Below are 25,786 nucleotides of genomic sequence, written 5' to 3'. Positions count from 1 at the left end.
GTCGACGACGTTGCGGCCGGCAGGACATCCTCTCGGTCAGCCCAGGAAGCTCAGCCGGACCTTGCGGTTCGGGTTGTCGACGTTTGTGTCGACCAGGCAGACCGACTGCCAGGTGCCCAGCTCCAGGCGCCCCTCGATCACCGGCAGGGTGGCGTGCGGGGGAACCAGCGCCGGGAGTACGTGGTCGCGGCCGTGGCCCGGGCTGCCGTGGCGGTGCTGCCAGCGGTCGTCGGCCGGCAGGAGTGTGTGCAGGGCGGCGAGGAGGTCGTCGTCGCTGCCCGATCCCGTCTCCAGGACGGCGATGCCCGCGGTGGCGTGGGGGACGAAGATGTTGAGGAGTCCGTCGCGGCCGTCCGCCGCTTCGGCGAGGAAGTTCTCGCACTCGGACGTGAGGTCACAGACGGTTTCCGTCGATCCGGTCGTGAGGTGCAGGACGCGGGTGGTGAATGTGTCGGCCATATTTCCATGTTCGCGCACGGGGCCGGAAAACGCTTGCCTGGCGAGACGGGGCATCCGGATGGCGAGACTGCTGTTGACCGTGGTCCGACGCGCTCGCTACGTTCTGCGCCATGTTGCGTTCAGCTCTTCTCACCACGCGCGGTCACATCGACCTGCTGCGGGTGGCCTCGGCCGCGTGTCGCGCGGGCCGACGCGGCTGCTGACGCCCCTCTCTCTCGCTCTTCCTCCCGCTCTGCCTTCCACTCTCGCCCTCACCTCTGAGGCGTGCGCTCCGTCCTGCCGTGACGCGGTTGCCCGACTGCCGCCGCGCGTACGGGTGTTGAGGCACGCTTCCCTGCCCTTTCTGGAGATTCCGCCATGACCGTCAGCCATGCTCCGCCGGATATTTCGCCTTTGTCAGCAGATACGGAGGTGGAGCCGACGCCGCCTCCCGGCCCCGAACTGGAGCCCGTCGAGCCGCGCAGCGCCTCCAAGGGGTGGTTCCGCGCGGTGCCCCGGTGGGTGCGGCGCACCTTCGGGCCGTTGCTGCTGCTGGCGCTCTGGCAGGTGTTGAGCGCCGCCGGGGTGCTGCATCCCGATGTGCTCGCCTCGCCCGGCACGATCGCCCGGGTCGGCGGGCAGCTCATCGCGGAAGGTACCCTGCCCGACGCGATGCTGACGTCCCTTCAGCGGGTGGCCGTGGGACTGGTGCTGGGCGTCTTCGTGGGGGTGACGCTGGCGCTCCTCTCGGGGCTCTCGCGGCTCGGCGAGGATCTGGTCGACGCGAGCGTGCAGATGCTGCGGACCGTTCCGTGGGTCGGGCTGATTCCGCTGTTCATCATCTGGCTGGGCATCGGCGAGGCTCCGAAGGTGGCGCTCATCGCCCTGGGCGTGGCGTTCCACCTGTATCTGAACGTGTACGCCGGGATCCGGGGTGTCGATGCCCAACTCGTTGAAGCGGGCGAGGCGTTGGGGCTCGGCCGCTGGGGTCTCGTACGGCACGTGGTGCTGCCGGGGGCGCTGCCCGGAGCCATGACCGGGCTCAGGTACTCGCTCGCCACCGCCTGGCTGGCGCTGGTCTTCGGCGAGTCGATCAACGCCGATGCCGGAATCGGGTTCCTGATGAACCAGGCGCGGGAGTTCTTCCGTACCGACGTGATCGTGGTCTGCCTGGTCGTGTACGCCTTCCTCGGCCTGATCGCCGATGCCCTCGTCCGTCTCCTCGAAAGGCTGCTGCTGCAATGGCGACCGACCTTCACCGGCCAGTGAGCAAGACCTCCGGCGGTTCCGGCACGGCCGGGGTGTCCCCGGATGCGGTACGGGTGCAGGGGCTGACCCGTTCGTTCGGCGGGCGGCCCGTGATCGACGACCTCGAACTGACCCTGCGGCCGGGTGAGTTCACCGCGCTGCTCGGGCGGAGCGGGTGCGGGAAGTCCACCCTGCTGCGGGTGCTCGCGGGGCTCGACCGGGAGATCGAGGGGACCGTACTGGTGCCCAAGCGGCGGGCCGTGGCCTTTCAGGCGCCCCGGCTGATGCCGTGGAAGCGGGTGTGGCGCAATGTGCTGCTCGGGCTGCCGGGCGATCCGGGGCGGGAGGTGGCGGAGGCCGCGCTCAAGGAGGTCGGGCTTGAACACCGGTCGGCATCCTGGCCGAAGACGCTGTCCGGCGGCGAAGCCCAACGCGCTTCGCTGGCACGGGCGTTGGTGCGCGAGCCGGATCTGCTGCTGCTCGACGAGCCGTTCGGCGCGCTCGACGCACTGACCCGTATCAAGGCACAGCGTCTGGTGGCCGAGCTGTGGCAGCGGCGCGGCTGCGCGGTGCTGCTGGTCACCCATGACGTGGACGAGGCGCTGCTGCTCGCGGACCGGGCGCTGGTGATGCGCGACGGCGTCATCGCGCACGACGAGCGGATCGGCCTGGAGCGTCCGCGCTCGGTGGGCACCCCCGAGTTCGCCGCGCTGCGTGCGCGGCTGCTGGCCGAGCTGGGCGTGGACGAGTCCCTGCCGCACTCCGCGTGAACAGCTTCCTCAAGCCCTCTTCTCGCCTCTCGCAGAAAGAACTTCAGATGAAACGGCAGCTCCCGAAACAGCGTCTCCTGCCCGCCGCCCTGCTCCTCCCCCTCGCCCTGCTGCTCACCGCCTGCGGTGGCACCTCGTCCGCCGGCACCTCCGGATTCGGCGGCGGCGACACCGACGGATCCGGCGACGTCACCCTCAACGTCGGTGACCAGAAAGGTGGTTCGGAGGCGGTGCTGCGGGCCGCCGGGGAGCTGAAGAACCTTCCGTACAAGATCAAGTGGTCGACGTTCACCTCCGGGCCGCCCCTCCTGGAGGCGATCAACGCGAAGGCCGTGGACGTGGGCGGGGTGGGCAACACGCCGCCCGTGTTCGCCGCCGGATCGAAGTCGCGGATCAAGGTGATCGGCGCGTCGCACGGTTCGACGGCGGGCGAGACCCTCGTCGTACGGAAGGACTCGCCGCTGCGGAAGCCCGCCGATCTGAAGGGGAGGTCGGTCGCCGTCGCGCAGGGCAGCTCCGCGCACTACCTGCTCGTCGGCACGCTCAAGAAGGCGGGGCTGACTCTCGCCGACGTACAGCTGAAGTACCTCCAGCCGGCGGATGCGCTGGCCGCGTTCAGCCGGGGGAAGGTCGATGCCTGGGCGGTCTGGGACCCGTACACCTCGCAGGTGCTGCGGACCTCCGGGGCGCGGGTGCTGTCGGACGGGCGCGGGGTGACGAACGGCCTGTCGTTCACGGTCGCCGCGCCCGCCGCGCTGGAGGACCCGGCGAAGTCCAAGGCGCTCGCCGACTACCTCGACCGGCTGGAGCGGGCGCAGGCCTGGGTGTTCAAGCACCCCGACGAGTGGGCGAAGGTCTGGTCGAAGGAGACCGGGCTGCCGTACGAGGTGGCGCTGGACTCCGTGAAGCGGACGAACGGGACGCGGGTCCCGGTCGCCGTCGACGACGCGGCCGTCGCCTCGGAGCAGGCCATCGCCGACACCTTCGCCGAACTCAAGCTGATCCCGGGCAGGTTCGCCTTCAAGGACTTCGTCGACACCCGCTTCAACGGCGACCGCCCGCCGTCCGGCACCGCACCCCTCACCTACGGAAAGGCCTCCTGACCCATGAGCGTCCATCTGCACTGGTTCCTGCCCACCGGCGGCGACGGGCGCACCCTCGTCGACCGGCACGCCTACACGGACGGCGGGATCAGCCGCTCGCGCATCGCCCCGGTGAGCGGGGTGCGGCCACCCGACATCGACTACCTGATCCAGATCGCCAAGGCGGCCGAGCAGTTGGGCTTCGAGGCTGTCCTGACGCCGACCGGGACCTGGTGCGAGGACGCCTGGCTGACGACCGTGGCGCTCGCCCAGCACACGGAGCGGCTGAAGTTCCTGGTGGCGTTCCGGCCGGGGGTGATCTCGCCGACGCTGGCCGCGCACATGGCGGCGACGTACCAGCGGATCACCGGGGGCCGGCTGCTGCTGAACGTCGTCACGGGCGGCGACTCGGTGGAGCAGCGCCGCTTCGGCGACCATCTGGACCACGACCGCCGGTACGAGCGGACCTCGGAGTTCCTGTCGGTGGTGCGCGGGGCGTGGGGCGGCAGGCCGTACGACTTCGAGGGTGAGCACTACCGGATCGAGGGCGGGCTGACCGCCCTGCCGCCGGACCCGCTGCCGGAGATCTTCTTCGGCGGGTCGTCCCCGGCGGCCGGTCCGGTGGCCGCCGATCACGCCGATGTCTATCTGACCTGGGGCGAGCCGCCCGCGCAGGTGAAGCAGAAGATCGACTGGATACGGGAGCTGGCGGCCGAGCGGGGCCGTACGGTCAGGTTCGGCATCCGGCTGCACAGCATTTCGCGGGACTCGGCGCGCGAGGCCTGGGCGACGGCGGACCGGCTGCTCGACGACCTGAGCCCGTCCGCGATCACGGCGGCGCAGGAGGCGCTCGGCAGGAGCGAGTCGGTGGGTCAGCAGCGGATGCTGGCGCTGCACGGCGGCAAGCGGGAGGGTCTGGAGATCTCGCCCAACCTCTGGGCGGGCGTCGGTCTCGTACGGGGCGGGGCCGGGACGGCGCTGGTCGGCAGCCACTCGGACGTGGCGGACCGGATCGAGGAGTACCACGCGCTGGGCATCGAGCACTTCGTGCTGTCCGGGTATCCGCATCTGGAGGAGGCGTACTGGTTCGGGGAGGGGGTGCGGCCGGAGCTGGTGCGGAGGGGGCTGGTGGGGTCGGCTTAATTCGCGTTGGCCGGGTCGGGAAGATTTGCGATGCCGGGTCGGGAAGATCCACGCCCCTCACCCCGTTAGTAGAAACATGAACAACATCGGGGTGCGGGACGTGGACGTCGTGGTCATCGGCGCGGGGCAGGCCGGACTGTCCGCCGCGCACCATCTGCGCAGGTCGGGTCTGGTCCCGGAGCAGGACTTCGTCGTGCTCGACCATGCGCCGAGGCCGGGCGGCGCCTGGCAGTTCCGCTGGCCGTCGCTGACGTACGGCAAGGTGCACGGGATGCACTCGCTGCCCGGGATGGAGCTGACGGGGCTGCCGGATTCGGCTGCCGACCGCCCGTCCTCGGAGGTCATCGGGGAGTACTTCACGGCGTACGAGGAGACCTTCGACCTGCGCGTGCACCGGCCGGTGAACGTGACGGCCGTCCGGGAGGGCGAGGGCGGGCGCCTGCTGGTCGAGTCCTCGGAGGGGGTGTGGGCGGCGCGCGCCCTGATCAGCGCGACGGGCACCTGGGACCGGCCGTTCTGGCCGCGCTACCCGGGACAGGAGCTCTTCCGGGGGCGCCAGCTGCACACCGCGAACTACCCGGGGCCCGAGGAGTTCGCGGGACAGCGGGTCGTGGTGGTGGGCGGCGGTGCGTCCGGGACCCAGCACCTGATGGAGATCGCCCCGGTGGCGGCGGACACGACCTGGGTGACCCGTCGGCCGCCGGTCTTCCGGGAGGGCGAGTTCAACGAGGAGTGGGGCCGGGCCGCCGTGGCACGGGTCGAGGAGCGGGTACGGCTCGGGCTGCCGCCGGAGAGCGTGGTGTCGGTGACGGCGCTGCCGGTGAATGCGGCGATACGGGCGGCGCGGGAGAGCGGTGTGCTGGACCGGCTGCCGATGTTCGACCGGATCACCGAGCACGGCGTGGCCTGGGACGACGGGCGTGAGGTCGAGGCCGACGTCATTCTCTGGGCCACTGGTTTTCGCCCTGCTGTCGACCATCTGGCGCCGCTGCGGCTGCGGGAGCCGGGCGGGGGCATCCGTCTCACGGGGACGCGGGTGACGCGGGACGAGCGCATCCATTTGGTCGGGTACGGGCCTTCGGCCAGCACTATTGGGGCGAATCGGGCGGGGCGGGTGGCGGTGCGGGAGATTCGGGGGTACTTGGGGCGGGTGGGGACGGTGCCGCTGGGCGCGGTCCGGTAGAGGTCCGCGGGGGTGGGCGGGGGCGGAGGCTTGGCGGGGGCGGGGTGTTCGGCTCCGCCGGGGGCCGCCCCCTTGCCCGCCCGTTCCGCCCCCGGGGGGCAGCCCCGCCGCCCAAGGGGGCTCGGCGCGCGGGGCCGCCGCCCAAGGGGGCGGGGGCGGAGGCGGCCGCGCCGTCCGAGGGGGCGGGGCAGCGGGGAGTCAGTTGCTCGTGCTTGCTCGGAGTTTGTTGAACTCGGCGACGTTGCGTTTCTGGACCTCGTAGTCGTCCGTGAATCTGGTGTCGCCGGGCTTCACCGTCACGAAGTACAGCCAGTTGCCCGGTGTCGGGTTACGGGTCGCGCGCATCGCGTCCAGGCCCGGGTTGCCGATCGGGGTCGGGGGCAGGCCCTTGCGCTCGTAGGTGTTGTACGGGCTGTCGATGCGGGTGTCCTCGTGCGTCGTGTCCAAAGTGCTGCGGTTCATGGCGTAGTTGAGGGTCGAGTCCATCTGGAGCGGCATGCCCCGGGCCTCCCGGTTCGCGATCACCCTCGCGACCTTGCCCATGTCGACCGCCGTGTCGGCCTCCGCCTGGACGATGCTCGCGACGATGACGTCGCGGTGCACCTCGGGGCCGCTGCCCAACCGTTCGTTCGCCGTCTTGACCATGTACGCGAGCAGGCTCTCGGCCGTGGTGCCGTCCTTCACCGGGTAGGTCGCCGGGAAGAGGAAGCCCTCCGGATTGCCCTTGGCGCCGGCGGGCAGCGCCAGGTTCGCCGTGCCTGCCGCTTTCTTGGCGGTGCCGGGCGCGGCCCCCACCGCCTTGTCGACCGCCGCGTACACCTGCGAGGCGCGCCAGCCCTCCGGAACCGTGAGGGACTTGGCCTGTCCGCCCTTCTCCTGCTGCCACAGCAGCAGGAACAGCACGCCGACCGCCAGGGCGAGTACGGCGAGGACGAACACCAGCAGGCGCCGACCGCGTCGGGACCTGCGTCGCGTCGGCGGACGCGATGACTCCGGGGACTCGAACTCCATACCGGAACGCTAGCCGCACCGGCGCAAGGACAGCGGGACCCGGAGACCATCGTCACAGCGCCGCGAACACACGAACAGGGGATCGGGTGTTCGCTGGAACGCGTGATCCAGCCGGATTTCGTTGCTCAACTCCCTTGTGACGCACGATGCTTACGGTGCGCAAGCGACGGGCTGCAGACCGTGTTCGCGCAAGTCCCACACATGCACCTTGCACAAGGAGAACCCAAGTCATGAACCTCATCACCGACCTTCTCGCCGGCGCCTTCCACTTCCTGGGCTGGCTGGTCTGACCGAGGTAACGCCGCGGCGCCGCTTCTCCCCCGTCCCAGGGGAGGGGCGGCGTCGCCGCATGTGCGGGCGCACGCCCGCAGCGCCCGCCCCCGCCGCCCGCCGGTCAGGGGCCGACCGGCGCCAGCCGTGCGTCCCTGCGCACCAGTGCCGCATAGCGTCCGTCCCTGGCGAGCAGTTCCTCGTGCGTGCCGCGCTCCTCTATTCGGCCCGCGTCCAGCACCACGATCTGGTCCGCGTCACGGACGGTGGAGAGCCGGTGGGCGATGGTGATCGTCGTACGTCCGGCGGAGAGGGCGTCGATGGCCTGCTGCACCGCATGCTCGGTGCGTGTGTCGAGGGCGCTGGTGGCCTCGTCGAGGATGAGGACGGGCGGGTCGCGCAGGATCGTGCGGGCCAGGGCCAGGCGTTGCTTCTCGCCGCCGGAGAAGCGGTAGCCGCGCTCGCCGACGAGGGTGTCGTAGCCGTCGGGCAGTGAGGCGATGTGGTCGTGGATCTGGGCGGCCTCGGCGGCGGCGCGCAGTTCGTCGTCGGTGGCGTCCGGCTTGGCGAAGCGCAGGTTGTCGGCGACCGAGGCGTGGAAGAGGTAGGTCTCCTGGGAGACCACGCCGACCGTGCGGGCCAGTGAGTCGAAGTCCAGGTCTCGGACGTCGGTGCCGTCGAGGGTGACCCGGCCGCCGGTGACGTCGTACAGCCTGGGGACCAGGTAGCTCAGGGTGCTCTTGCCGGAGCCCGTCGGACCGACGACGGCGAGGCTGCCGCCCGCGGGCACGGTGAGGTCGATGCCGCGCAGGGTGGGGCCCGACTCCTCGTCGTACGCGAAGTCGACGTCCTCGAAGCGGACTTCGCCCTTGGGGGCGGTCAGGCGGACCGGTTCGTCGGGCTCGGTGATGTCCACCGGCAGGTCGAGGTACTCGAAGATCCGCTGGAACAGGGCGAGCGAGGTCTGCATCTGGACGCCGGTCGACAGCAGGCTGACGGCGGGGCGCAGCAGGCCCTGCTGGAGCGAGACGAAGGCGACGAGCGTGCCGAGGGAGACCACCGGCGCCCCCGCGTTCATGCTCAGGCCGGCGGCCCAGTAGATGACGGCGGGCATGGCGGCCATCACGATGCCGATGGTGGACATCCGCCAGCGGCCGGCCATGTTGGAGCGGATCTCCAGGTCGACGAGGCGCTCGGACTCCTCGGTGAAGTTCTTGGTGAGGGAGTCGGAGCGGCCCATGGTGCGGCCGAGCAGGATGCCGCTGACCGACAGGGACTCGGTGACCGTGGCCGACATGGCGGCCATCTGCTTCTGCCGCTTGGTGGTGATCTTCTTGCGCTCGTGGCCGACCTTGCGGCTGATCCACACGAAGACCGGCAGCAGGAGCAGCGAGACCAGGGTGAGCCGCCAGTCGAGCGCGAGCATGGCGACGACCGTGGCGACGACGGCGGTGAGGTTGGAGACCAGGGAGGTCGCCGTGGAGGTGACGGTGGCCTGCATGCCGCCGATGTCGTTGGCGATCCGCGACTGGACCTCGCCGGTGCGGGTCCTGGTGAAGAAGGCCAGCGGCATCCGCTGGAGCTGGGTGTAGACGGCCGTGCGCAGGTCGTGCATGACGCGCTGGCCGACCGTGGTCGATATCAGGGTCTGCAGGACGCCGAAGACGCTGGTGACGACCGCCGTGACGATCATGCCGGCGGCGAGCAGCGTCAGCAGCCCCGTACGGCCCTGGGGGATGGCGACGTCGAGGATCTCGCGCAGCAGGAACGGCGAGGCGACCCCGACCAGCGAGGAGGCGCCGACCAGCAGCACGACGACGGTGAGACGGCCCCGGTAGGGGCGGAACAGCCCGAGGATCCGCCGGATCTCGGCGGGCGGCTGCGCGACGCCCGGTTCTCGGGGCGGCGGTGTCCAGGACTTCTCTTCGGTGCGCATGGGCTCCTTCGGAGGGGTGAGGAAGCGAGACTTCGAGAGCTTAGTTCATTGTTACCTATACTCACAATGCACAAGGTCCTGTTATTGTTCCCGGCATGAGCAACACATCGGATTCCCGTGCCGACTCCCAGGCCGACACCGACGACGGCATGCTGGCCGAGCAGCTGCTGCGGCTGACCCGCCGCCTGCACCGCAGCCAGAAGCGCCAGATGGAGCCGATCGGCATCACCCCCGGCCAGGCCCGGCTGCTGCGCGTGCTCTCCCGCTACTCGCTGAACGAAGGCCCGCCGCCCCGAATGGCCGATCTGGCGCACGGCCTGGAGGTCGTCCCGCGCGCCGTGACCACCCTGGTCGACGCCCTGGAGGAGCAGGGCCGGGTCCGCCGGGTGCCCGATCCGGCCAACCGCCGCGTCATCCGGATCGAGCTCACCGACACCGGCCGCACCACTCTGCGCGCCCTGCGCAACGCGCGCCGTGACGCCGCAGAGGACATCCTTGCTCCATTGACCGCCGCGGACCGCGAGGTGCTCGGCGGACTGCTGTCCACCCTGGTCGACGGGGGTGCGCGCCCCTGCTGACCACCGTGGCCGGGCGGGGCCCGCTCCCCCGCCGGGCCACCGCCGGGCCCGCCCGGCGCGACCGCGAGAGGACCCCCGCCATGCCGCTCCTGGAGCCGAAGCCGGAGGCCCTGCGCCCGACCGCCGACCCGCACGGCCCGGCCGCCGAGCCCGCCCCCGACCGGGTGCCCGCCGCCCTGGCGCACGGCACTCCGGCACCGCTGCGCCGCGAGCTGACCGCGCTGCTGGGCGCCGACAAGGTGCTGTGGAAGGTCTCCGACCTGGTGCGGTACGCGGCGGACGCCAGCCCGTACCGGTTCGTGCCGCAGGTCGTGGTGGTGGCCGAGGACCTCGACGACATCTCCGCCGTCCTCTCCTACGCCCACGGCAAGGGCCGCGAAGTGGTCTTCCGGGCCGCCGGTACGTCGCTCAACGGCCAGGCCCAGGGCGAGGACATCCTGGTCGACGTACGCCGCCACTGGTCCGGCGTCGAGGTGCTGGACGGCGGCGCCCGCGCCCGCATCAAGCCGGGTACCACCGTCGCCCGCGCCAACGCCACGCTCGCCAGGTACGGGCGGGTGCTGGGCCCCGACCCGGCGAGCGCCATCGCGTGCACGATCGGCGGGGTGGTCGCCAACAACGCCTCGGGAATGGCCGCGGGCACCACCCGTAACAGCTATCGCACCCTGGCGTCCCTCACCTTCGTCCTGCCGACCGGCACCGTCGTCGACACGGCTGACCCGCGCGCCGACGAGGACCTCCGGCACGCCGAACCGGCGCTCTGCGAAGGACTGTTGGCGCTCAAGGCGGAGATCGAGGCGGATGCCGCTCTCGTCCGGCGGATCCGCGCCAAGTACGAGATCAAGAACACCAACGGCTACCGGCTCGACGCCTTCCTGGACGGCACGAGTCCCGTCGAGATCCTGCGCGGGCTGATGGTGGGCTCCGAGGGCACCTTCGGCTTCATCGCGGAGACCGTCTTCGACACGCTGCCGCTCGACCGCAGGCTCTCCTCCGCGCTGCTGTTCTTCCCGACCCTGTCGGCAGCGGCGGCGGCCGTCCCCCTCTTCAACGACGCGGGTGCGACGGCGGTCGAGCTGATGGACGGCAACACGCTGCGCGCCTCGGTCAGCGTCGCGGGCGTACCGCAGGACTGGGCCGAGCTGCCGAAGGAGACCACCGCACTCCTGGTGGAGTTCCGGGCGCCCGACGAAGCGGGCCAGGAGGCCTACGAGCGGGCGGCGGCCGAAACTCTCGACCGGCTCGAACTGGTCGCCCCCGTCGCCTCGGTGACCAACGCCTTCACCCGGGACGCGGCGGCCATCGGCGGCTACTGGAAGGCCCGCAAGGCGTTCGTCACCGCCGTCGGCGGCGCCCGCCCCTCCGGTACGACGCTGATCACCGAGGACTTCGCCGTACCCCCCTCCCGGCTGGCCGAGGCGTGCGAGGCGCTGCTCGCGCTCCAGGAGAAGCACGGCTTCGACGCGGCCGTCGCCGGGCACGCCGCGCACGGCAACCTCCACTTCCTGCTCGCCTTCGACGCGGGCGATGCCTCCGACGTCCGCAGGTACGCGGAGTTCATGGACGACTTCTGCCGGATGACGGTCGACCGCTTCGACGGCTCGCTCAAGGCGGAGCACGCCACCGGCCGCAACATCACCCCGTTCCTGGGGCTGGAATGGGGCCCGCGGGCCACCGAACTGATGTGGCGGACCAAGCAGCTCATCGACCCCGACGGCGTGCTCGCCCCGCGCATCGTCCTCAACCGCGACCCCGGCGCCCACCTGCTCGGCCTCAAGACCATCCCGCGCGTGGAGGCGGAGGCGGACCCCTGCATCGAGTGCGGCTTCTGCGAACCGACCTGCCCCAGCGGCGACCTGACCACCACACCCCGTCAGCGCATCGTGCTGCGGCGCGAGATGATGCGCCAGCCGTCCGGCTCCCTCGTCGGCGAGAACCTCCTCAAGTCGTACGGGTACGACGCCGTCGACACCTGCGCGGGCGACTCCACCTGCAAGATCGCCTGCCCGGTCGGCATCGACACCGGCGCCCTGATGAAGGACTTCCGGCACCGCAGGCACTCCCCGCGCGAGGAGCGCATCGCCGAGCTGACCGCGAGGAACTTCAAGGCCGTCGAGGCCTCCGCACGCCTGGCCGTCGCGGCGGCCGACAGGGTCGGCGACCGGCTCCTGTCCGCCGTGACCGGGCTGGCCCGGCGGGCGGTGCGCCCCGACCTGGTCCCGGAGTGGCTGCCGCAGATCCCGGGCGCGGCGCCCCGGAAACTGCCGGCCACCTCCCGCAAGGGTGCCTCGGCCGTCTACTACCCGGCCTGCGTCAACCGCATCTTCGGCGCCCCCGACGGCTACGAGGGCCCCTCGCTCCCGGAGGCGGTGGTCGCCCTGTCCGCGCGGGCCGGAAAGCCGGTGTGGATCCCCGGTGACGTGGCGGGCACCTGCTGCGCGACCATCTGGCACTCCAAGGGGTACGAGGCGGGCAACATCCTGATGGCCAACCGCATCGTGGAGGCCGCCTGGGGCTGGACGGCGGGCGGCGCGTTCCCGCTGGTGGTGGACGCCTCCTCCTGCACCCTGGGCATCGCGCACGAGGTGGTGCCGTACCTCACCGAAGAGAACCGGGAGCTGCACCGCGAACTCGACATCGTCGACTCGGTCGTCTGGGCCGCCGACGAACTGCTCCCGGAACTGACCGTGCTGCGCAGGGCGGGCTCCGCGGTGCTCCACCCGACCTGCTCCATGCGGCACCTGGGCGACGAGGCGCAGTTGCGCGAGGTGGCCGAGGCGTGCGCGGTGGAGGTGGTGGTGCCGGACGACGTACGGTGCTGCGCCTTCGCGGGCGACCGGGGCATGCTGCACAAGGAGCTGACCGACTCGGCCACGGCGCGCGAGGCGGCGGAGATCGCGGAGCGGGAGCAGGCGGCGGGCCGCGAGTACGACGCGTACCTCTCGGCGAACCGCATGTGCGAGGTCGGCATGGACCGTGCGACGGGCCGTTCCTACGCCTCCGTACTGCTGGAACTGGAGCGTGCGACCAGGCCGTAGCCGTCGCGGAAGTCCAAAAGTCCAAGGGTCCGTCACAGGAATCCTGTAGGCCCCCTTGCGCATCAACTGCCCCATCCTTCAGGGTCCTTGACGTGGTCTTTACCAGTCGCGGACGGAACACCCTCCTGGAGGCTCCATGAACGAGACAGCACCACAGGGCGACGACAACGTTTCCCCCGACCAGTCGAACCCCACGGACTCCACCCGCCGCTCCGTACTCAAGGCCGCCGGCGTCGCAGGAGCCGGCATCGGGCTCGGTACGTTCGGCACGGCAGCGGCCGCGCAGGCCGCCCAAGCCGGAGCAGGAGCAGGGGCAGGCGCAGAGTCCGGAGCCGGGGCCCCCGCCGCAGCGGCCCCCGCCGCCCCGCCCCGCCAGGGCAGAACCATGGCGAACGTCCCCTTCGAGCGCCGCTCCACCGTCCGCGTCGGCATCGTCGGCCTCGGCAACCGCGGCGACTCCATGATCGACCTCTATCTCGCCATTCCGAACGTCAAGGTCGTCGCCGTCTGCGACCCCGTCAAGGCCAAGTGCGAGAAGGCCGCGGCCAAGGTCGTCAAGGCGGGCCAGCCGGCCCCCGCGATCTACTCCAAGAACGAGGACGACTACCGCAACCTCTGCAAGCGCGGCGACATCGACTTCGTGTACGTCGCCACCCCGTGGGACTTCCACTACGACATGTGCAAGACCGCCATGCTCAACGGCAAGCACGTCGGCGTGGAGTGTCCGCTCGCCATGCGGCTGGAAGAGCTGTGGGACCTGGTCGACGTCTCGGAGCGCACCAGGCGCCACTGCATGCAGCTGGAGAACTGCTGTTACGGCAAGAACGAGATGCGCGTGCTGCGGATGGCGCACGCGGGCCTCTTCGGCGACCTCCTGCACGGTGCGGGCGCCTACAACCACGACCTGCGCGGCCTGATGTTCGACCCCGACTACTACGAGGGCCCCTGGCGCCGGCTGTGGCACACCCGGCTGCGCGGCGACCTCTACCCCAACCACGGCTTCGGCCCGGTCGGCAACTACATGGACGTCAACCGGGGCGACCGCGCGGTGAGCGTGGTCAGCGTGGGCTCCCCCGCACTCGGCCTGGCCGAGTACCGCGCGAAGCACATGCCGCCGGGCGACCCGAGCTGGAAGGAGTCGTACATCGAGAGCGACCGTACGATCAGCCTCGTCCAGACCGCCAAGGGCCGGGTCATCCGTCTGGAGCACGACGTCTCCACCCCGCACCCGTACAGCAGGATCAACAGCCTCGGCGGCACCCTCGGCGTCTTCGAGGACTACCCGGCGCGGATCTACCTGGAGCCGGCCAACACCAACGACCAGTGGGACGACTTCGGCAAGTACGCCGCCCAGTGGGACCACTGGCTGTGGAAGGAGCACTCCAACCCGCCCGGCGGCCACGGCGGCATGGACTACATCATGATCTTCCGGCTGATGCAGTGCATGCAGCTGGGTCTGGTCCCCGACTTCGACGTGTACGACGCCGCGACCTGGACCGCGCCGGTGCCGCTCAGCCACCTGTCGATCCGGGCCAAGGGCGCGCCGCAGCAGATACCGGACTTCACCCGGGGCGAGTGGAAGAAGGCCCGCCCTGGCGTCGACTCGAAGAAGCCGACCGCCTGACGCGCAGGTGAACCCAAGGGGGGCGGGCTCGGCGGAGCCCGCCCCCCCTCCGCGCGTCCTCAGCTCTTCAGGTACGCCCTGCCCTGTCGCTCACGCACCCGGACGTACCGCTGCCGTGGTCCCTGTGCAGCCAGATCCCGCCGCCCTTCGCCCAGTCGCTGCGCTTGTCGTCCTCGCGGTGGTCGGGGGTCCACCCCTTGACGCCCCGGCGGGGCGGCGGGAGTGGGAGCGGAGCCCCCGGTCCTCCACCAGCGTCCGTCAGCAGTGCCGCCGGTCCTCCACCAGCGTCCCCTGCACCGACTTCACGCTCCGGTCGTAGCAAGTGCCGTCGGAGCCGTACAGCCGGTAGCGCTCGCCGGTCGTGCCGACCGCGTGCCGCTGGTCGCGGGGCACGTTCGCGGTGTACGTCGCATCGCCCCGGTAGACGTCGTCGAACTGGCTGAACGCGGCGCGCCGCCCGTTCACCAGGGTCTGGGTGTCGGCCTTGTCGCCGAGGGAGAGCACGGTCCGCAGCCGGTCGGCCGCGCCGAGCGTGGTCGTGCCGTCCATCGTGTACGTGCGACGGGTCTCGACGGCCTTCGCCGGGCCGTGCTTGCCCCGGGTGGTGACCGTCTCGTCGTCCGTCCACTCGCCCTTGAGCGCGTCCAGGGACTCGCCGTCGGTCCAGCGGTGCACCGAGGTGTTGGTGAGGCTGCGCGCGACGGTGGTCTCGACGCGGCCGCGCGAGGTGTTCACGTATCCGGCCACGGTCAGCCGGTGTCCGCCACGTGTGTCGAGCCGGTGCTCCGAACCGGGCGTGTACTTGGTGGAGTTGACTGGCGTTCCCTCGGCGTGCCGGGTCAGTCCGCCGGTGACGACACGGCTGCCGTGGTCCTGCCAGACCAGCACGTTGACCGGGGTGCTCCAGCCGGTCTGGCCCGCCGGTACGCCGAGGACGCCGACCTCGACCTTGTGCGGACGGCCGTCGTTGAGGAGCCCGGCGAAGGGGGTCAGGTCGTACTGGATGGGCTTGATGTCCAGGGCGCGCGGGCCCGGGACCACGTACCAGAGGAAGGGGTTGGACCAGCCGCCGGTCCACACCGTGGGGAACGGCGCGGCGATCCCGGCCAGTTCGCCGTCGACCTTGATCTGGACCTCGCGGTACGGGCCGTCCGGCGTCTTGCAGGAGTACGGGGCCTGGGCCGGGACCGCGAGGTACCAGTACTCCTCGCAGCCGCCGCCGGAGCCCGTGGCGTACACCTCGGCGAGGATGCGACGCGAATTGCGGGGCGTGGTGAGGGAGTTGGCGTCGAGGCCCTGGAGGGTGAGGACGCGGTCGGGGGTGGCGGCGGGCTTGGTGCGGCCCTCGGCGGCGTAGAAGGTCAGGGTCGCCTTCACGTCGATGATTCCGGTGTACGTCTCGTCGACAACGTTGCCGATCAGCATTTCGACGCCCTGCGTACGGCGGAAGGTGTCGCTGTACCGGGTGACGTCCTTCTCCACGGACCAGGTGATGCCGTCCGGCGAGGGCTGCGGGGTGGACGTCCGCAGTACCTCGACTCCGCCGACGTGGACGTATCCGAGCCTGTCGTACTGGCGGCCCTTGACCTTGCCCTCAAGGCGCAGCACCACCTTGCTCCACCTGTCGCCGCACTTCGCGGGCGGGGTGTAGGTGCCCTTGTACGGGGTGAAGTCGCGGAACTGGGCCTCGCCCAGGGTGACTTCGCAGGAGCGGGTGTGCGGCTTGGCGACCGGTGGGGCGGCGGTCAGCGGGTCGTGCCAGTCGCTGCCGAACTCGGCGGGCGGCACCTCCCCGGCGGCAGGGTTCGCGGCGGCGGCAGGGCCAGCCCCGAAGAGCGCTCCGGCGGCCAGCACCAGGCCGCCGACCATGGACATGACTTTTCGTTGTCTCATGCGACAGGAGTGAAGCGCGGGACGGGCGGGAGCGCCAGGGGTTCCGGCGCGGGCACGCGGTGGATATTGGCGCGTTCCGGGCTGTCCCGGGCATAAATCGATTGCCCCGGCCGGGGTCGGAGCGCGAACCTTGCACGGTTTGCGCCACCCGTCGCGCAGTTCCCGCACCCCCGAGCCGTAGGGCCCCATGCAGATCAAAGACCTTCCGTATTCCGACCCCGGCGAACCCGATGTCCGCTCCGGGGGCCGTTTCCTGCTGTGGCTGGGCCGCAACCAGCTCGGCGGGCAGCTCAAGGCCGTCGGCTGGGGGCTGCTGCACCAGATCGGGGTGGCCGGGCTGCCGCTGGGGGTCGGCATCGCCGTGCAGGCGGTCGTCGACGGTTCCGGCAAGCGCCTCGCGCTGGCCGCCGGACTGCTGGCCCTGCTGGGGGTGGCGGTCGCGGTCGGCGACACCATGCTGCACCGCGTGGCGGTGACCAACTGGATCACCGCCGCCGCCCGGGTCCAGCAGCTGCTGGCCCGCAGGACCGCCGAGCTGGGCGCGGCCCTGACCCGGCGGGTCGCGGCGGGCGAGGTGGTGGCGGTGTCGACCGGCGATGTCGAGAAGATCGGCTGGTTCGTCGAGGCGCTGTCGCGGTTCGCGGCGGCCTTGATGACCCTGGTGATCGTCTGCGTCGGCCTGCTGTTCTACCAGCCCGCACTGGGCGTGGTCGTCGCGATCGGCGTCCCCGCGCTGGCACTCGCCGTGCTGCCGCTGCTGCCCAGGGCCACCCAGCGCGCCGACCTCCAGCGCGAGAAGGCGGGCCGGGCAACGGAGTTGGCGTCCGACACGGTCGCCGGACTGCGGGTGCTGCGCGGCATCGGCGGCGAGGAGCTGTTCCTCGGCCGCTACCGCGAGGCCTCCCAGGAGGTCAGGAAGGCCGCCGTCCGCAGTGCCCGGATGTGGGCGCTGATCGCGGCGGTGCAGGTGCTGCTGCCGGGACTGCTGTTGATCTCGGTGGTCTGGTACGGGGCGACGCTCGCCCTGGCCGGAACGGTGTCGGTCGGCGAACTGGTCACCGTCTACAGCGCGGTGACGCTCCTGATGTACCCGCTGCGCCACTTCGAGGAGATCGCGATGGCGTACTCCTTCTCCAGGCCGTCCGCGAAGCGCGCGGCCCGGGTGCTGGCCCTGCGCCGCACCGCACCCGGCGACGGGCTCGGGGCCGCGCAGTCGCCGACCGGTGACCTGTACGACCCGGTGACCGGACTGCTGGCCCCCGGCGGGGTGTTCACCGCCGTGGTGTGCGGCGACCCGGACGTGGCGGGCCGGCTGGCGGAGCGGCTCGGCGGGCATCCGGCGGGCGCCGAGGAGCGCGAGGACGGCGAGGGCCGCAAGGACAGCGAGGACAGCGAGGACAGCGAGGACGAGACGCGGAAGGTACGGTCCGTGCTGCTCGGCGGGGTCGCCCTCGACGAACTGCCGCTGGACGCCGCCCGCGCCAGTGTCCTCGTACAGGACAAGGATCCGGTGCTGCTGTCGGGCACCCTGCGCGAGCTGCTCGACGTGCCCGCCTCGGGGAAGGTGTCCGCCGAGGACGCCCTCGACGCCGCCCAGTGCACGGACGTACTGGCGGCCCTGGCGCAGGCGTCGGCCCAGAGCGACGGCGACCCGATGAACACCAGGATCACCGAGCGCGGCCGGTCGCTCTCCGGCGGTCAGCGCCAACGCCTCGCCCTGGCGCGCTCGTTGGTGACCGATCCGGAGGTACTGGTACTCGACGAGCCGACGTCCGCCGTCGACTCGCACACCGAAGCCCGGGTAGCAGCGGGTGTCCAACGGCTCAGGGCGGGTTCCACGACCGTCGTCCTGGCCTCCTCCCCGCTGCTGCTCGACCAAGCGGAACGCGTGGTCTTCCTCCACGACGGTGAGGTCGTGGCGGTCGGCGAGCACCGCGAACTGCTGCACACCGAGCCGCGCTACCGGGCGGTCGTCACCCGCGAGACGGACGAGGAAGCCGGGCAACAGGGCGCGGACGTGGTCAGGTTGAAGGAACTGGAAGAGATCGAGGAATCGGCATGAGCAGCGCCACCACAGGGGCCGGGAGGGCCACCGGATTCGGGGTGGCGCCCCCGGAGTACGACCCGGCGGCCCCCGAGTCCGCGACCACCCTGCCCGTCGGCAGTCCGGCGACCGTCAGGTCGTACGTGGGCGATCTGATGAGGCGTCACCGCACGGCGTTCCTCGTGCTCATCGCGCTGAACACCCTCGCGGTGGTGGCGTCGATGGCGGGACCGTACCTCCTCGGCCAGGTGATCGAGGACCTGACCGCAGGGGCGGCGGAACTCCATCTGGAGCGGGTGGCCGCCCTGTTCGCGGTGGCACTCGTCGTCCAGGCGGTCTTCGTGCGGCAGACCCGGCTGCGCGGGGCGATGCTCGGCGAGGAGATGCTCGCGGACCTGCGCGAGGACTTCCTCGTACGGTCGGTGGGCCTGCCGCCGGGCGTGCTGGAGCGGGCGGGCACCGGCGACCTGCTGTCGCGCATCACCACCGACATCGACCGGCTGGCCAACGCGATGCGCGAGGCGGTGCCGCAGCTGGCGATCGGTGTGGTGTGGGCGGCGCTGCTGATCGCCGGCCTCACCGCGACCGCGCCGCCGCTGGCGCTCGCGGTGGTCGTCGCGCTGCCGGTGCTGGTGGTGGGCTGCCGCTGGTACTTCAAGCGGGCGCCGTCGGCGTACCGCTCGGAGGCGGCGGGCTACGCGGCGGTCGCGGCCGTGCTCGCCGAGACGGTCGACGCGGGCCGCACCATCGAGGCGCACCGGCTCGGGGCGCGCCGGGTGGCGCTCTCGGAGCAGCGGGTCAAGGAGTGGACGGCGTGGGAGCGGTACACGATGTACCTGCGCACCGTGCTGTTCCCCGTCATCAACATCACCCACATCACCATCCTGTGCGCCTCGGTCGTCATCGGCGGAATCTTCGTCCTGGAAGGCTGGATGACGGTCGGTCAGCTGACCACGGGCGCGCTGCTGGCGCAGATGCTGGTCGATCCGGTGAACCTGATCCTCCGCTGGTACGACGAGCTGCAGGTGGCCCAGGTGTCCCTGGCACGGCTGGTCGGCGTACGGGACATCGAGCCGGACGCGGGTGACGCGGACGTGACGCCGGACGGGCGCCAACTGCGCTCGGACGACGTGCACTTCGGGTACCGCGAGGGCGTCGACGTACTGCACCAGGTGTCGCTGGACGTGGCGCCGGGGACCCGGGTCGCGCTCGTCGGCCCGTCCGGGGCGGGGAAGTCGACGCTGGGTCGGCTGATGGCGGGCATCTACGCGCCGCGTATCGGCGAACTGACGCTGGGCGGCGCCGAGTTGGCGGCGATGCCTGCGGAGAAGGTGCGGTCGCACGTCGCGCTGGTCAACCAGGAGCACCACGTCTTCGTGGGCTCGCTGCGGGACAACCTGCGGCTGGCCAGGTCCGGGGCCGAGGACGCCGCGCTGTGGGCGGCGCTCGGTGCCGTGGACGCGGACGGCTGGGCGCGAGCGCTGGAGGACGGTCTCGACACGGAGGTCGGCTCGGGCGGTTTCGCGCTGACCCCGGCGCAGGCGCAGCAGATCGCGCTGGCGCGGCTGGTGCTGGCGGATCCGCACACGCTGGTCCTCGACGAGGCCACGTCGCTGCTGGACCCGAGGGCGGCGCGCCATCTGGAACGGTCGCTGGCGAGGGTGCTGGAGGGCCGCACGGTGATCGCCATCGCCCACCGGCTGCACACGGCGCACGACGCCGATGTGATCGCGGTGGTGGAGGACGGCCGGATCGCGGAACTCGGCAGCCACGAGGAACTGGTGGCGGCGGACGGCGCGTACGCGGCCCTGTGGCGGTCCTGGCACGGGTAGGGCACACGGGCAGGTCACAGGAGCGCGAGGAACCCGGGCAACCCGTGCGTGCGGAAGTCCTCCGCGTCCCAGGTGTCCGGGCGGACGCCCGTACCGGCCCAGACGTACGTCCAGCCGTGCGTCCCGCCCTCCAGGGCGATCCGGCGCAGTGCGTACTCGGGTCCCTCGTAGTCGTCGAGGATCCGCCATTCGCGCACCGTCAGGTCCCGCAGGAGCAGGCCCTGCGTGACGCTCCCGGGGGCGGCCACCAGCCCGGGGTAGGGGCGCTGTTCCAGCGCGGCCGCCCGCCAGCCCGGCGCACGGGCGGCCACGCCGGACGGTGTCCGCCGGAGCAGCGCCCCCAGCACCTCCGGGAAGCGCAGCGTGCCGTACACGAAGAGCACGTCGGGGCGCCCGATCCGACCGGGCGTGTGCGGTTCGGGTGTGCGCGGTTCGGGTGTGCGCGGATCGGACGTGTACGGGTCAGACATGTGCGGATCGGGCATGTGCGGAGCCTCCCGGGGAACGGGGCCGAGGTGACCGCCATCCTGCCCGGCACACTCCCCGGCGTCAGCCCCCTCCTCGCGCACCGCGGCCCGGCCTCCCGGAATCGCACACCTCGCGCGCAGCCGCGTTCGCCGTGACCGAAGCTGCGACGAGGAGCCCGAGAACCGCGACGAGTCCGCACGCCGGGATGATCAGGACGGCCGGGTTCCGGCCGTCGGTCACCATCATCACCACCCCCAGCACCACCGAAACGGTTCCCGCCGCATGGGCCGTGCGGAAGGTTGCCGTCAGCAGGGGAGCCGATGCGGCGTGCCCCTTCTCCCACGCGGCGTCCGAGGCCATGGTGGCCCTGGTCCTGATGCCGACCGCGGAGTTCCGCTGGATGCCGCCGCTCGTGACCTGGTTCCTCAGATACCGAACCACCAGGCCCAGCGTGAACAGCCCCGCACCGAACACCAATCCCGCGGCCGGGTCCATGGCTCGTCCTCCAAGAACGTAGATGTCATCGGTACATGGTGGCGGCACGGACTCCCCTACTCCTCCTTCGCGAACTTCGCGAACCGCTCCAGCGCCTCCCCGATCGCCGCCCCCATCCCCTGCCCGCCCCGGTGTCCCGAGTCGTCGAAGATGCGGAGCTCCGCGCCCGGCCAGCGCTTCGCCAGTTCCCACGCCGTGTCCGGCGGCCCCGCGAAGTCGTGGCGGCCCTGCAGGAGCACCCCGGGGATCCCGGCCAGCCGCCCGGCGTCCCGCAGCAGTGCCCCCTCCTCCAGCCACGCCCCGTGCGCGAAGTAGTGCGACGCGATCCGCACCAGGGAGATCCGGCCGCGCTCCGGCCGGTCGCCGTAGACCTTGGTCGCCGTTCCGACCGGTTCGAGCCCGAGCACCGCGTCCTCCCAGGCGCACCAGTCCGCGACCGCCTTGTCCCGTACGGCCAGGTCGGTGCTGGAGGCCCGGCGCGCGTACGCGGCCACCGGATCATCGCGCTCCGCCTCCGGCAGGCCGCCCAGGAAACGGTCGTACGCCTCGGGGAAGAACCGGCCCGCTCCCCCGTACAGCCACGCCGTCTCCGAGCGGCGGGTCGTGGTGACCCCGGCCAGGACGATCTCCGTGACCCGCTCGGGGAACGCCTGCGCGTACGCCAGGATCAGGGTCGATCCCCACGATCCGCCGAACAGCAGCCACCGCTCGATCCCCAGGTGCGTGCGGAGCTTCTCCATGTCGGCGACCAGGTGGGCCGTGGTGTTGTGCTCCAGGCCGGTCGTCGGGTCCGCCACGTGCGGGGTGCTCTTCCCGCAGCCGCGCTGGTCGAAGAGGACCAGGCGGTAGCGGTCCGGGTCGAAGGACCTGCGGTTGCCCGGGCCGCTGCCGGATCCGGGACCGCCGTGCACGACGGCGGCGGGCTTGCCGTCCGGGTTGCCGGAGACCTCCCAGTGGATGTGGTTGCCGTCGCCGACGTCGAGGAGACCTTGGTCGTACGGTTCGGTCATCGGGTACGGGTAGGGCATCGGCCGGGACCTCCGGGGGCGGGAAGGGGTGGGCCGGAGCTCGGGCCCGGACCACCGTACCGCCGCGGTTCCGGGCGATGCGGGGGTCCGGGCCTCCTCAGATGAAGTTGAGCGCCGCCGCCCCGCCCACTCCCCCGAGCAGCATGAACACCGGCATCAGCACCTTTATCTCCACCCAGCTGCCTGCCCGGAAGCGGATCGCCTTCGGCGGGCCGATCGGGTACCAGCGCTTGCGGCCGATCGGGATGGGCCACAGGATCGGGCAGCCCGAGACGGTCAGCGCGTCCCCGATGTCGTGCACCAGCGCGCCCAGCACGATCGGCAGGCCGAGCCACAGGTACTCCTGGCCCGGTGCGTCGAACAGCCAGCCCGCGCCGTTGCCCGGCTTGTCGAGCACCCCGGCCAGGATCCACGCGCTGGTCGCGCCGAGCAGCCACACCAGTACGTCGCTGGAGACCCGGGCGGCCCGCCACAGCAGGCCCTCCACCGCGAGCACCAGGTGGACGAAGAGGATGGCCAGCACCGCCCAGCGGCCGCCCCAGATCGCCGCCGCCGAACAGCCCGCGCCGATGCCGACCGCCCACACCCAGGTGTGGGTGAGGGTGCGGTGGCCGCCGTTGCGCCGGGGGTCGCCGGACATCCGGGTGGCCTTGTAGACGGCGTGCGAGAGTTTGTCGACGATCTCGCACAGGGCCCGCGAGATCGGGCCGAAGGCCCGCGAGATCGTCGCGGACTTGTGGTCGAGGTCGGGGGCGAGTGCCGCTCCCGCGCAGATCAGTGCGCCGACGACCAGGACGGGCCAGGGCATCGGGTGGCCCCAGGCCGCCGCGCCCGCGCCCACCCCCAGCCAGGCGGCCGCCCCGGACAGTGAGTGCGCCGGACCCATCATCGCCGTACCCGCTTCATCCTCGTTCGTACCCGCCTCATGCTCGTTCCCCGCCTCGTGCTCGTACTGGTGCCGGTGCCGGTGCTTGTGCCCGCGCTCGTGTCCGCCCCGTTGCCGTGTGGACCGCGGCGACGGCCACGGTGGTTCCCATTCCCCGCACCGGGCTGCCGAGTTGGCGCCGGGGCCGCGACGGGCTGACCCGTCACCCTATCCAGGATGATCTTGGCGTGGCCCTCCGGTTGCCCGATCCGTGACGACGCCAGGCAAGATGGGGGCGTGACCCTTATCGATCAGCTCCCGCCGAACGCCGACCCCGACACCCTCTTCGAGGCCTTCTCGTCCTGGGCCGAGGACCAGGGCATCACGCTCTACCCGGCGCAGGAAGAGGCGCTGATGGAGGTGGTCACCGGTGCGAATGTGATCTTGTCCACGCCGACCGGTTCCGGAAAGAGCCTGGTCGCGGCGGGTGCGCACTTCACGGCGCTGGCTCAGGACAAGGTCACCTTCTACACGGCGCCGATCAAGGCACTGGTGTCGGAGAAGTTCTTCGAGCTCGCCAAGCTGTTCGGTCACGAGAACGTCGGCATGCTCACCGGCGACGCCTCCGTGAACTCCGACGCCCCGGTCATCGCCTGCACCGCCGAGGTCCTCGCCTCGATCGCGCTGCGCGACGGCAAGGACGCCGACATCGGCCAGGTCGTGATGGACGAGTTCCACTTCTACGCGGAGGCGGACCGCGGCTGGGCCTGGCAGATCCCGATCCTGGAGCTGCCGCAGGCGCAGTTCATCCTGATGTCGGCGACGCTCGGCGACGTCTCGATGTTCGAGAAGGACCTCACCCGGCGCACCGGCCGCCCGACCGCGGTCGTCCGCTCGGCCACCCGTCCGGTCCCCCTCTCCTACGAGTACCGGATGACGCCGATCACCGAGACGCTCACCGAGCTGCTCGACACCCGGCAGTCCCCGGTCTACATCGTGCACTTCACGCAGGCGGCGGCCGTGGAGCGGGCGCAGTCGCTGATGAGCATCAACATGTGCACCAAGGAGGAGAAGGAGAAGATCGCCGATCTGATCGGCAACTTCCGCTTCACCACCAAGTTCGGCCAGAACCTGTCGCGTTACGTCCGCCACGGCATCGGGGTGCACCACGCGGGCATGCTGCCGAAGTACCGCCGCCTGGTGGAGAAGCTGGCGCAGGCCGGACTGCTGAAGGTCATCTGCGGTACGGACACACTCGGCGTCGGCGTCAACGTCCCCATCCGCACGGTGCTGTTCACCGCCCTCACCAAGTACGACGGCACGCGCGTGCGCACCCTGCGGGCCCGCGAGTTCCACCAGATCGCGGGCCGCGCGGGCCGGGCCGGCTTCGACACGGCCGGTTTCGTCGTCGCCCAGGCCCCCGAGCACGTCGTGGAGAACGAGAAGGCGCTCGCCAAGGCGGGCGACGACCCGAAGAAGCGCCGCAAGGTGGTCAGGAAGAAGGCTCCCGAGGGCTTCGTCGCCTGGTCCGAGACCACCTTCGACAAGCTGATCACCTCCGACCCGGAGCCGCTGACCAGCCGTTTCCGCGTCACCCATACCATGCTGCTGTCGGTGATCGCCCGTCCCGGCAACGCCTTCGAGGCGATGCGCCGCCTCCTTGAGGACAACCACGAGCCGCGCAAGGCGCAGCTGCGCCACATCCGCCGCGCCATCGCCATCTACCGCTCGCTGCTCGACGGCGGGGTCGTCGAGCGGCTCGACACGCCCGACGCCGAGGGCCGCATCGTCCGCCTGACGGTCGACCTCCAGCAGGACTTCGCCCTCAACCAGCCCCTGTCGACATTCGCGCTGGCCGCCTTCGACCTCCTGGACCCCGAGTCGCCGTCGTACGCGCTCGACATGGTCTCGGTCGTCGAGTCCACCCTCGACGACCCGCGCCAGATCCTGGGCGCACAGCAGAACAAGGCGCGCGGCGAGGCCATCGGCCAGATGAAGGCCGACGGCATGGAGTACGAGGAGCGGATGGAGCGCCTCCAGGAGGTCTCGTACCCCAAGCCCCTCGAAGAGCTCCTCTGGCACGCGTACAACGTCTACCGCAAGAGCCACCCGTGGGTCGGCGACCACCCGGTCTCCCCCAAGTCGGTCATCCGTGACATGTACGAACGGGCCATGACCTTCGCGGAGTTCACCTCGCACTACGAGCTGGCCCGCACCGAGGGCATCGTGCTGCGCTACCTGGCGAGCGCGTACAAGGCCCTGGAGCACACCATCCCCGACGACCTCAAGTCGGAGGACCTCCAGGACCTGATCGCCTGGCTGGGCGAGCTGGTCCGCCAGGTCGACTCCTCCCTGCTCGACGAGTGGGAGCAGCTGGCCAACCCCGAGATCGAGACGGCCGAGCAGGCGCAGGAGAAGGCCGACCAGGTCAAGCCGGTCACGGCCAACGCACGCGCCTTCCGCGTCCTGGTCCGCAACGCCATGTTCCGCCGCGTGGAACTGGCCGCCCTCGACAACGTCCACGCACTGGGCGAGCTGGACGCCGAGTCCGGCTGGGACGAGGACGCGTGGGGCGAGGCCATGGACGCGTACTGGGACGAGCACGACGACCTCGGTACGGGCCCGGACGCGCGCGGCCCCAAGCTCCTGATGATCGAGGAGGACACGGCACACGGACTGTGGCGGGTCCGGCAGGCGTTCGCCGACCCGGCGGGCGACCATGACTGGGGCATCAGCGCCGAGATCGACCTGGCGGCGTCCGACGAGGAAGCCCGGGCGGTCGTCCGGGTAACGTCCGTCGGCCAGCTCTAGAACCCGTACGCGAACCTGGGAGTCCACAC

The 25,786-nt window shown here is 71.4% G+C and carries 20 protein-coding genes; 12 read left to right on the top strand and 8 right to left on the bottom strand.

Annotated elements, in window-relative coordinates; translation table 11 throughout:
* Positions 1 to 36: 36 nt before the first annotated feature.
* Positions 37 to 459: a secondary thiamine-phosphate synthase enzyme YjbQ gene (locus ACZ5PB_RS18085; protein WP_468692234.1), complete on the bottom strand. Its 423-nt coding sequence runs from the start codon at positions 457 to 459 to the stop codon at positions 37 to 39.
* 110 nt (positions 460 to 569) lie between these two features.
* Here ACZ5PB_RS18085 and ACZ5PB_RS18080 point away from each other — a divergent pair, with 110 nt between their 5' ends.
* The 6 genes from ACZ5PB_RS18080 to ACZ5PB_RS18055 all read left to right on the top strand — a co-directional run bounded on the left by ACZ5PB_RS18080 (position 570) and on the right by ACZ5PB_RS18055 (position 5,864).
* Positions 570 to 662: a putative leader peptide gene (locus ACZ5PB_RS18080; RefSeq protein ID WP_468692232.1), complete on the top strand. Its 93-nt coding sequence runs from the start codon at positions 570 to 572 to the stop codon at positions 660 to 662.
* A 154-nt stretch (positions 663 to 816) separates the two neighbouring features.
* Positions 817 to 1,707, top strand: a complete 891-nt coding sequence (locus ACZ5PB_RS18075) for an ABC transporter permease (RefSeq protein ID WP_468692230.1) — start codon at positions 817 to 819, stop codon at positions 1,705 to 1,707.
* On the top strand, positions 1,680 to 2,456 hold the full coding sequence (locus tag ACZ5PB_RS18070) for an ABC transporter ATP-binding protein (RefSeq protein WP_468692228.1): 777 nt from the start codon (positions 1,680 to 1,682) through the stop codon (positions 2,454 to 2,456). The genes ACZ5PB_RS18075 and ACZ5PB_RS18070 overlap by 28 nt, the downstream gene beginning before the upstream one ends.
* Before the next feature lie 47 nt (positions 2,457 to 2,503).
* Entirely contained in the window at positions 2,504 to 3,559 is a 1,056-nt protein-coding gene (locus ACZ5PB_RS18065) for an ABC transporter substrate-binding protein (protein ID WP_468692226.1), read from the top strand.
* Positions 3,560 to 3,562: 3 nt separating this feature from the next.
* A complete protein-coding gene (locus tag ACZ5PB_RS18060; RefSeq protein ID WP_468692225.1) occupies positions 3,563 to 4,681 on the top strand; it encodes an LLM class flavin-dependent oxidoreductase in 1,119 nt (372 codons plus the stop codon).
* A 91-nt stretch (positions 4,682 to 4,772) separates the two neighbouring features.
* Positions 4,773 to 5,864, top strand: coding sequence for an NAD(P)-binding domain-containing protein (locus tag ACZ5PB_RS18055; protein ID WP_468692667.1), 1,092 nt, complete (start codon positions 4,773 to 4,775; stop codon positions 5,862 to 5,864).
* A gap of 198 nt (positions 5,865 to 6,062) precedes the next feature.
* On the opposite strand, the gene mltG is transcribed toward ACZ5PB_RS18055, so the two are convergent.
* Together mltG and ACZ5PB_RS18045 are read right to left on the bottom strand one after the other, a co-directional pair.
* Positions 6,063 to 6,875 (bottom strand): endolytic transglycosylase MltG, encoded by an 813-nt coding sequence (gene mltG, locus ACZ5PB_RS18050; protein ID WP_468692224.1) that lies wholly within the window; start codon positions 6,873 to 6,875, stop codon positions 6,063 to 6,065.
* Between the two features lie 394 nt (positions 6,876 to 7,269).
* Entirely contained in the window at positions 7,270 to 9,081 is a 1,812-nt protein-coding gene (locus ACZ5PB_RS18045; RefSeq protein WP_468692221.1) for an ABC transporter ATP-binding protein, read from the bottom strand.
* A 95-nt stretch (positions 9,082 to 9,176) separates the two neighbouring features.
* Here ACZ5PB_RS18045 and ACZ5PB_RS18040 point away from each other — a divergent pair, with 95 nt between their 5' ends.
* The 3 genes from ACZ5PB_RS18040 to ACZ5PB_RS18030 all read left to right on the top strand — a co-directional run bounded on the left by ACZ5PB_RS18040 (position 9,177) and on the right by ACZ5PB_RS18030 (position 14,321).
* Positions 9,177 to 9,659: a MarR family winged helix-turn-helix transcriptional regulator gene (locus ACZ5PB_RS18040; RefSeq protein WP_468692220.1), complete on the top strand. Its 483-nt coding sequence runs from the start codon at positions 9,177 to 9,179 to the stop codon at positions 9,657 to 9,659.
* An 80-nt stretch (positions 9,660 to 9,739) separates the two neighbouring features.
* Positions 9,740 to 12,697: an FAD-binding and (Fe-S)-binding domain-containing protein gene (locus ACZ5PB_RS18035; RefSeq protein ID WP_468692219.1), complete on the top strand. Its 2,958-nt coding sequence runs from the start codon at positions 9,740 to 9,742 to the stop codon at positions 12,695 to 12,697.
* Between the two features lie 136 nt (positions 12,698 to 12,833).
* Entirely contained in the window at positions 12,834 to 14,321 is a 1,488-nt protein-coding gene (locus ACZ5PB_RS18030) for a Gfo/Idh/MocA family protein (RefSeq protein WP_468692218.1), read from the top strand.
* A gap of 258 nt (positions 14,322 to 14,579) precedes the next feature.
* Here ACZ5PB_RS18030 and ACZ5PB_RS18025 read toward each other — a convergent pair whose 3' ends face one another.
* The gene (locus tag ACZ5PB_RS18025; protein ID WP_468692216.1) at positions 14,580 to 16,214 is read right to left on the bottom strand and encodes a peptide-N4-asparagine amidase; all 1,635 of its coding nucleotides are present in this window, start codon (positions 16,212 to 16,214) and stop codon (positions 14,580 to 14,582) included.
* Between the two features lie 187 nt (positions 16,215 to 16,401).
* Here ACZ5PB_RS18025 and ACZ5PB_RS18020 point away from each other — a divergent pair, with 187 nt between their 5' ends.
* Both ACZ5PB_RS18020 and ACZ5PB_RS18015 read left to right on the top strand, forming a co-directional pair.
* Complete coding sequence (locus ACZ5PB_RS18020; RefSeq protein ID WP_468692214.1) at positions 16,402 to 18,276, top strand: ABC transporter transmembrane domain-containing protein; 1,875 nt, start codon at positions 16,402 to 16,404, stop codon at positions 18,274 to 18,276.
* Positions 18,273 to 20,090 carry an ABC transporter ATP-binding protein gene (locus tag ACZ5PB_RS18015; protein ID WP_468692212.1) on the top strand — a complete coding sequence of 606 codons (1,818 nt, stop codon included), beginning with the start codon at positions 18,273 to 18,275 and terminating at the stop codon, positions 20,088 to 20,090. The genes ACZ5PB_RS18020 and ACZ5PB_RS18015 overlap by 4 nt, the downstream gene beginning before the upstream one ends.
* Positions 20,091 to 20,104: 14 nt before the next feature.
* Here the strand turns inward: ACZ5PB_RS18015 and ACZ5PB_RS18010 are convergent, their stop codons facing one another.
* From ACZ5PB_RS18010 to ACZ5PB_RS17995, 4 genes are all read right to left on the bottom strand, one after another.
* Positions 20,105 to 20,560, bottom strand: a complete 456-nt coding sequence (locus ACZ5PB_RS18010; RefSeq protein WP_468692210.1) for a gamma-glutamylcyclotransferase family protein — start codon at positions 20,558 to 20,560, stop codon at positions 20,105 to 20,107.
* A gap of 79 nt (positions 20,561 to 20,639) precedes the next feature.
* Positions 20,640 to 21,053: an SdpI family protein gene (locus tag ACZ5PB_RS18005; protein WP_468692209.1), complete on the bottom strand. Its 414-nt coding sequence runs from the start codon at positions 21,051 to 21,053 to the stop codon at positions 20,640 to 20,642.
* 56 nt (positions 21,054 to 21,109) lie between these two features.
* Entirely contained in the window at positions 21,110 to 22,081 is a 972-nt protein-coding gene (gene pip, locus ACZ5PB_RS18000; RefSeq protein ID WP_468692207.1) for a prolyl aminopeptidase, read from the bottom strand.
* Between the two features lie 97 nt (positions 22,082 to 22,178).
* Positions 22,179 to 22,970: a metal-dependent hydrolase gene (locus ACZ5PB_RS17995; protein ID WP_468692205.1), complete on the bottom strand. Its 792-nt coding sequence runs from the start codon at positions 22,968 to 22,970 to the stop codon at positions 22,179 to 22,181.
* A 273-nt stretch (positions 22,971 to 23,243) separates the two neighbouring features.
* Between ACZ5PB_RS17995 and ACZ5PB_RS17990 the strand changes: the two genes are divergently transcribed.
* Positions 23,244 to 25,757, top strand: a complete 2,514-nt coding sequence (locus tag ACZ5PB_RS17990) for a DEAD/DEAH box helicase (RefSeq protein ID WP_468692204.1) — start codon at positions 23,244 to 23,246, stop codon at positions 25,755 to 25,757.
* The last annotated feature ends 29 nt before the right edge of the window (positions 25,758 to 25,786 follow it).

It is taken from the genome of Streptomyces sp. NPDC032721, from assembly GCF_055579625.1.
The sequence above is the reverse complement of the archived record's forward strand: the minus strand, read 5'-3'. Positions and strand labels throughout refer to the sequence as shown.

Excerpts from the sequence above, each read along its gene's own strand:
- ACZ5PB_RS18085 (WP_468692234.1), bottom strand. The coding sequence starts at position 459 with ATGGCCGACACATTCACCACCCGCGTCCTGCACCTCACGACCGGATCG.
- ACZ5PB_RS18080 (WP_468692232.1), top strand. The coding sequence starts at position 570 with ATGTTGCGTTCAGCTCTTCTCACCACGCGCGGTCACATCGACCTGCTG.
- ACZ5PB_RS18075 (WP_468692230.1), top strand. The coding sequence starts at position 817 with ATGACCGTCAGCCATGCTCCGCCGGATATTTCGCCTTTGTCAGCAGAT.
- ACZ5PB_RS18070 (WP_468692228.1), top strand. The coding sequence starts at position 1,680 with ATGGCGACCGACCTTCACCGGCCAGTGAGCAAGACCTCCGGCGGTTCC.
- ACZ5PB_RS18065 (WP_468692226.1), top strand. The coding sequence starts at position 2,504 with ATGAAACGGCAGCTCCCGAAACAGCGTCTCCTGCCCGCCGCCCTGCTC.
- ACZ5PB_RS18060 (WP_468692225.1), top strand. The coding sequence starts at position 3,563 with ATGAGCGTCCATCTGCACTGGTTCCTGCCCACCGGCGGCGACGGGCGC.
- mltG (WP_468692224.1), bottom strand. The coding sequence starts at position 6,875 with ATGGAGTTCGAGTCCCCGGAGTCATCGCGTCCGCCGACGCGACGCAGG.
- ACZ5PB_RS18045 (WP_468692221.1), bottom strand. The coding sequence starts at position 9,081 with ATGCGCACCGAAGAGAAGTCCTGGACACCGCCGCCCCGAGAACCGGGC.
- ACZ5PB_RS18040 (WP_468692220.1), top strand. The coding sequence starts at position 9,177 with ATGAGCAACACATCGGATTCCCGTGCCGACTCCCAGGCCGACACCGAC.
- ACZ5PB_RS18035 (WP_468692219.1), top strand. The coding sequence starts at position 9,740 with ATGCCGCTCCTGGAGCCGAAGCCGGAGGCCCTGCGCCCGACCGCCGAC.
- ACZ5PB_RS18030 (WP_468692218.1), top strand. The coding sequence starts at position 12,834 with ATGAACGAGACAGCACCACAGGGCGACGACAACGTTTCCCCCGACCAG.
- ACZ5PB_RS18025 (WP_468692216.1), bottom strand. The coding sequence starts at position 16,214 with ATGAGACAACGAAAAGTCATGTCCATGGTCGGCGGCCTGGTGCTGGCC.
- ACZ5PB_RS18020 (WP_468692214.1), top strand. The coding sequence starts at position 16,402 with ATGCAGATCAAAGACCTTCCGTATTCCGACCCCGGCGAACCCGATGTC.
- ACZ5PB_RS18015 (WP_468692212.1), top strand. The coding sequence starts at position 18,273 with ATGAGCAGCGCCACCACAGGGGCCGGGAGGGCCACCGGATTCGGGGTG.
- ACZ5PB_RS18010 (WP_468692210.1), bottom strand. The coding sequence starts at position 20,560 with ATGTCTGACCCGTACACGTCCGATCCGCGCACACCCGAACCGCGCACA.
- ACZ5PB_RS18005 (WP_468692209.1), bottom strand. The coding sequence starts at position 21,053 with ATGGACCCGGCCGCGGGATTGGTGTTCGGTGCGGGGCTGTTCACGCTG.
- pip (WP_468692207.1), bottom strand. The coding sequence starts at position 22,081 with ATGCCCTACCCGTACCCGATGACCGAACCGTACGACCAAGGTCTCCTC.
- ACZ5PB_RS17995 (WP_468692205.1), bottom strand. The coding sequence starts at position 22,970 with ATGATGGGTCCGGCGCACTCACTGTCCGGGGCGGCCGCCTGGCTGGGG.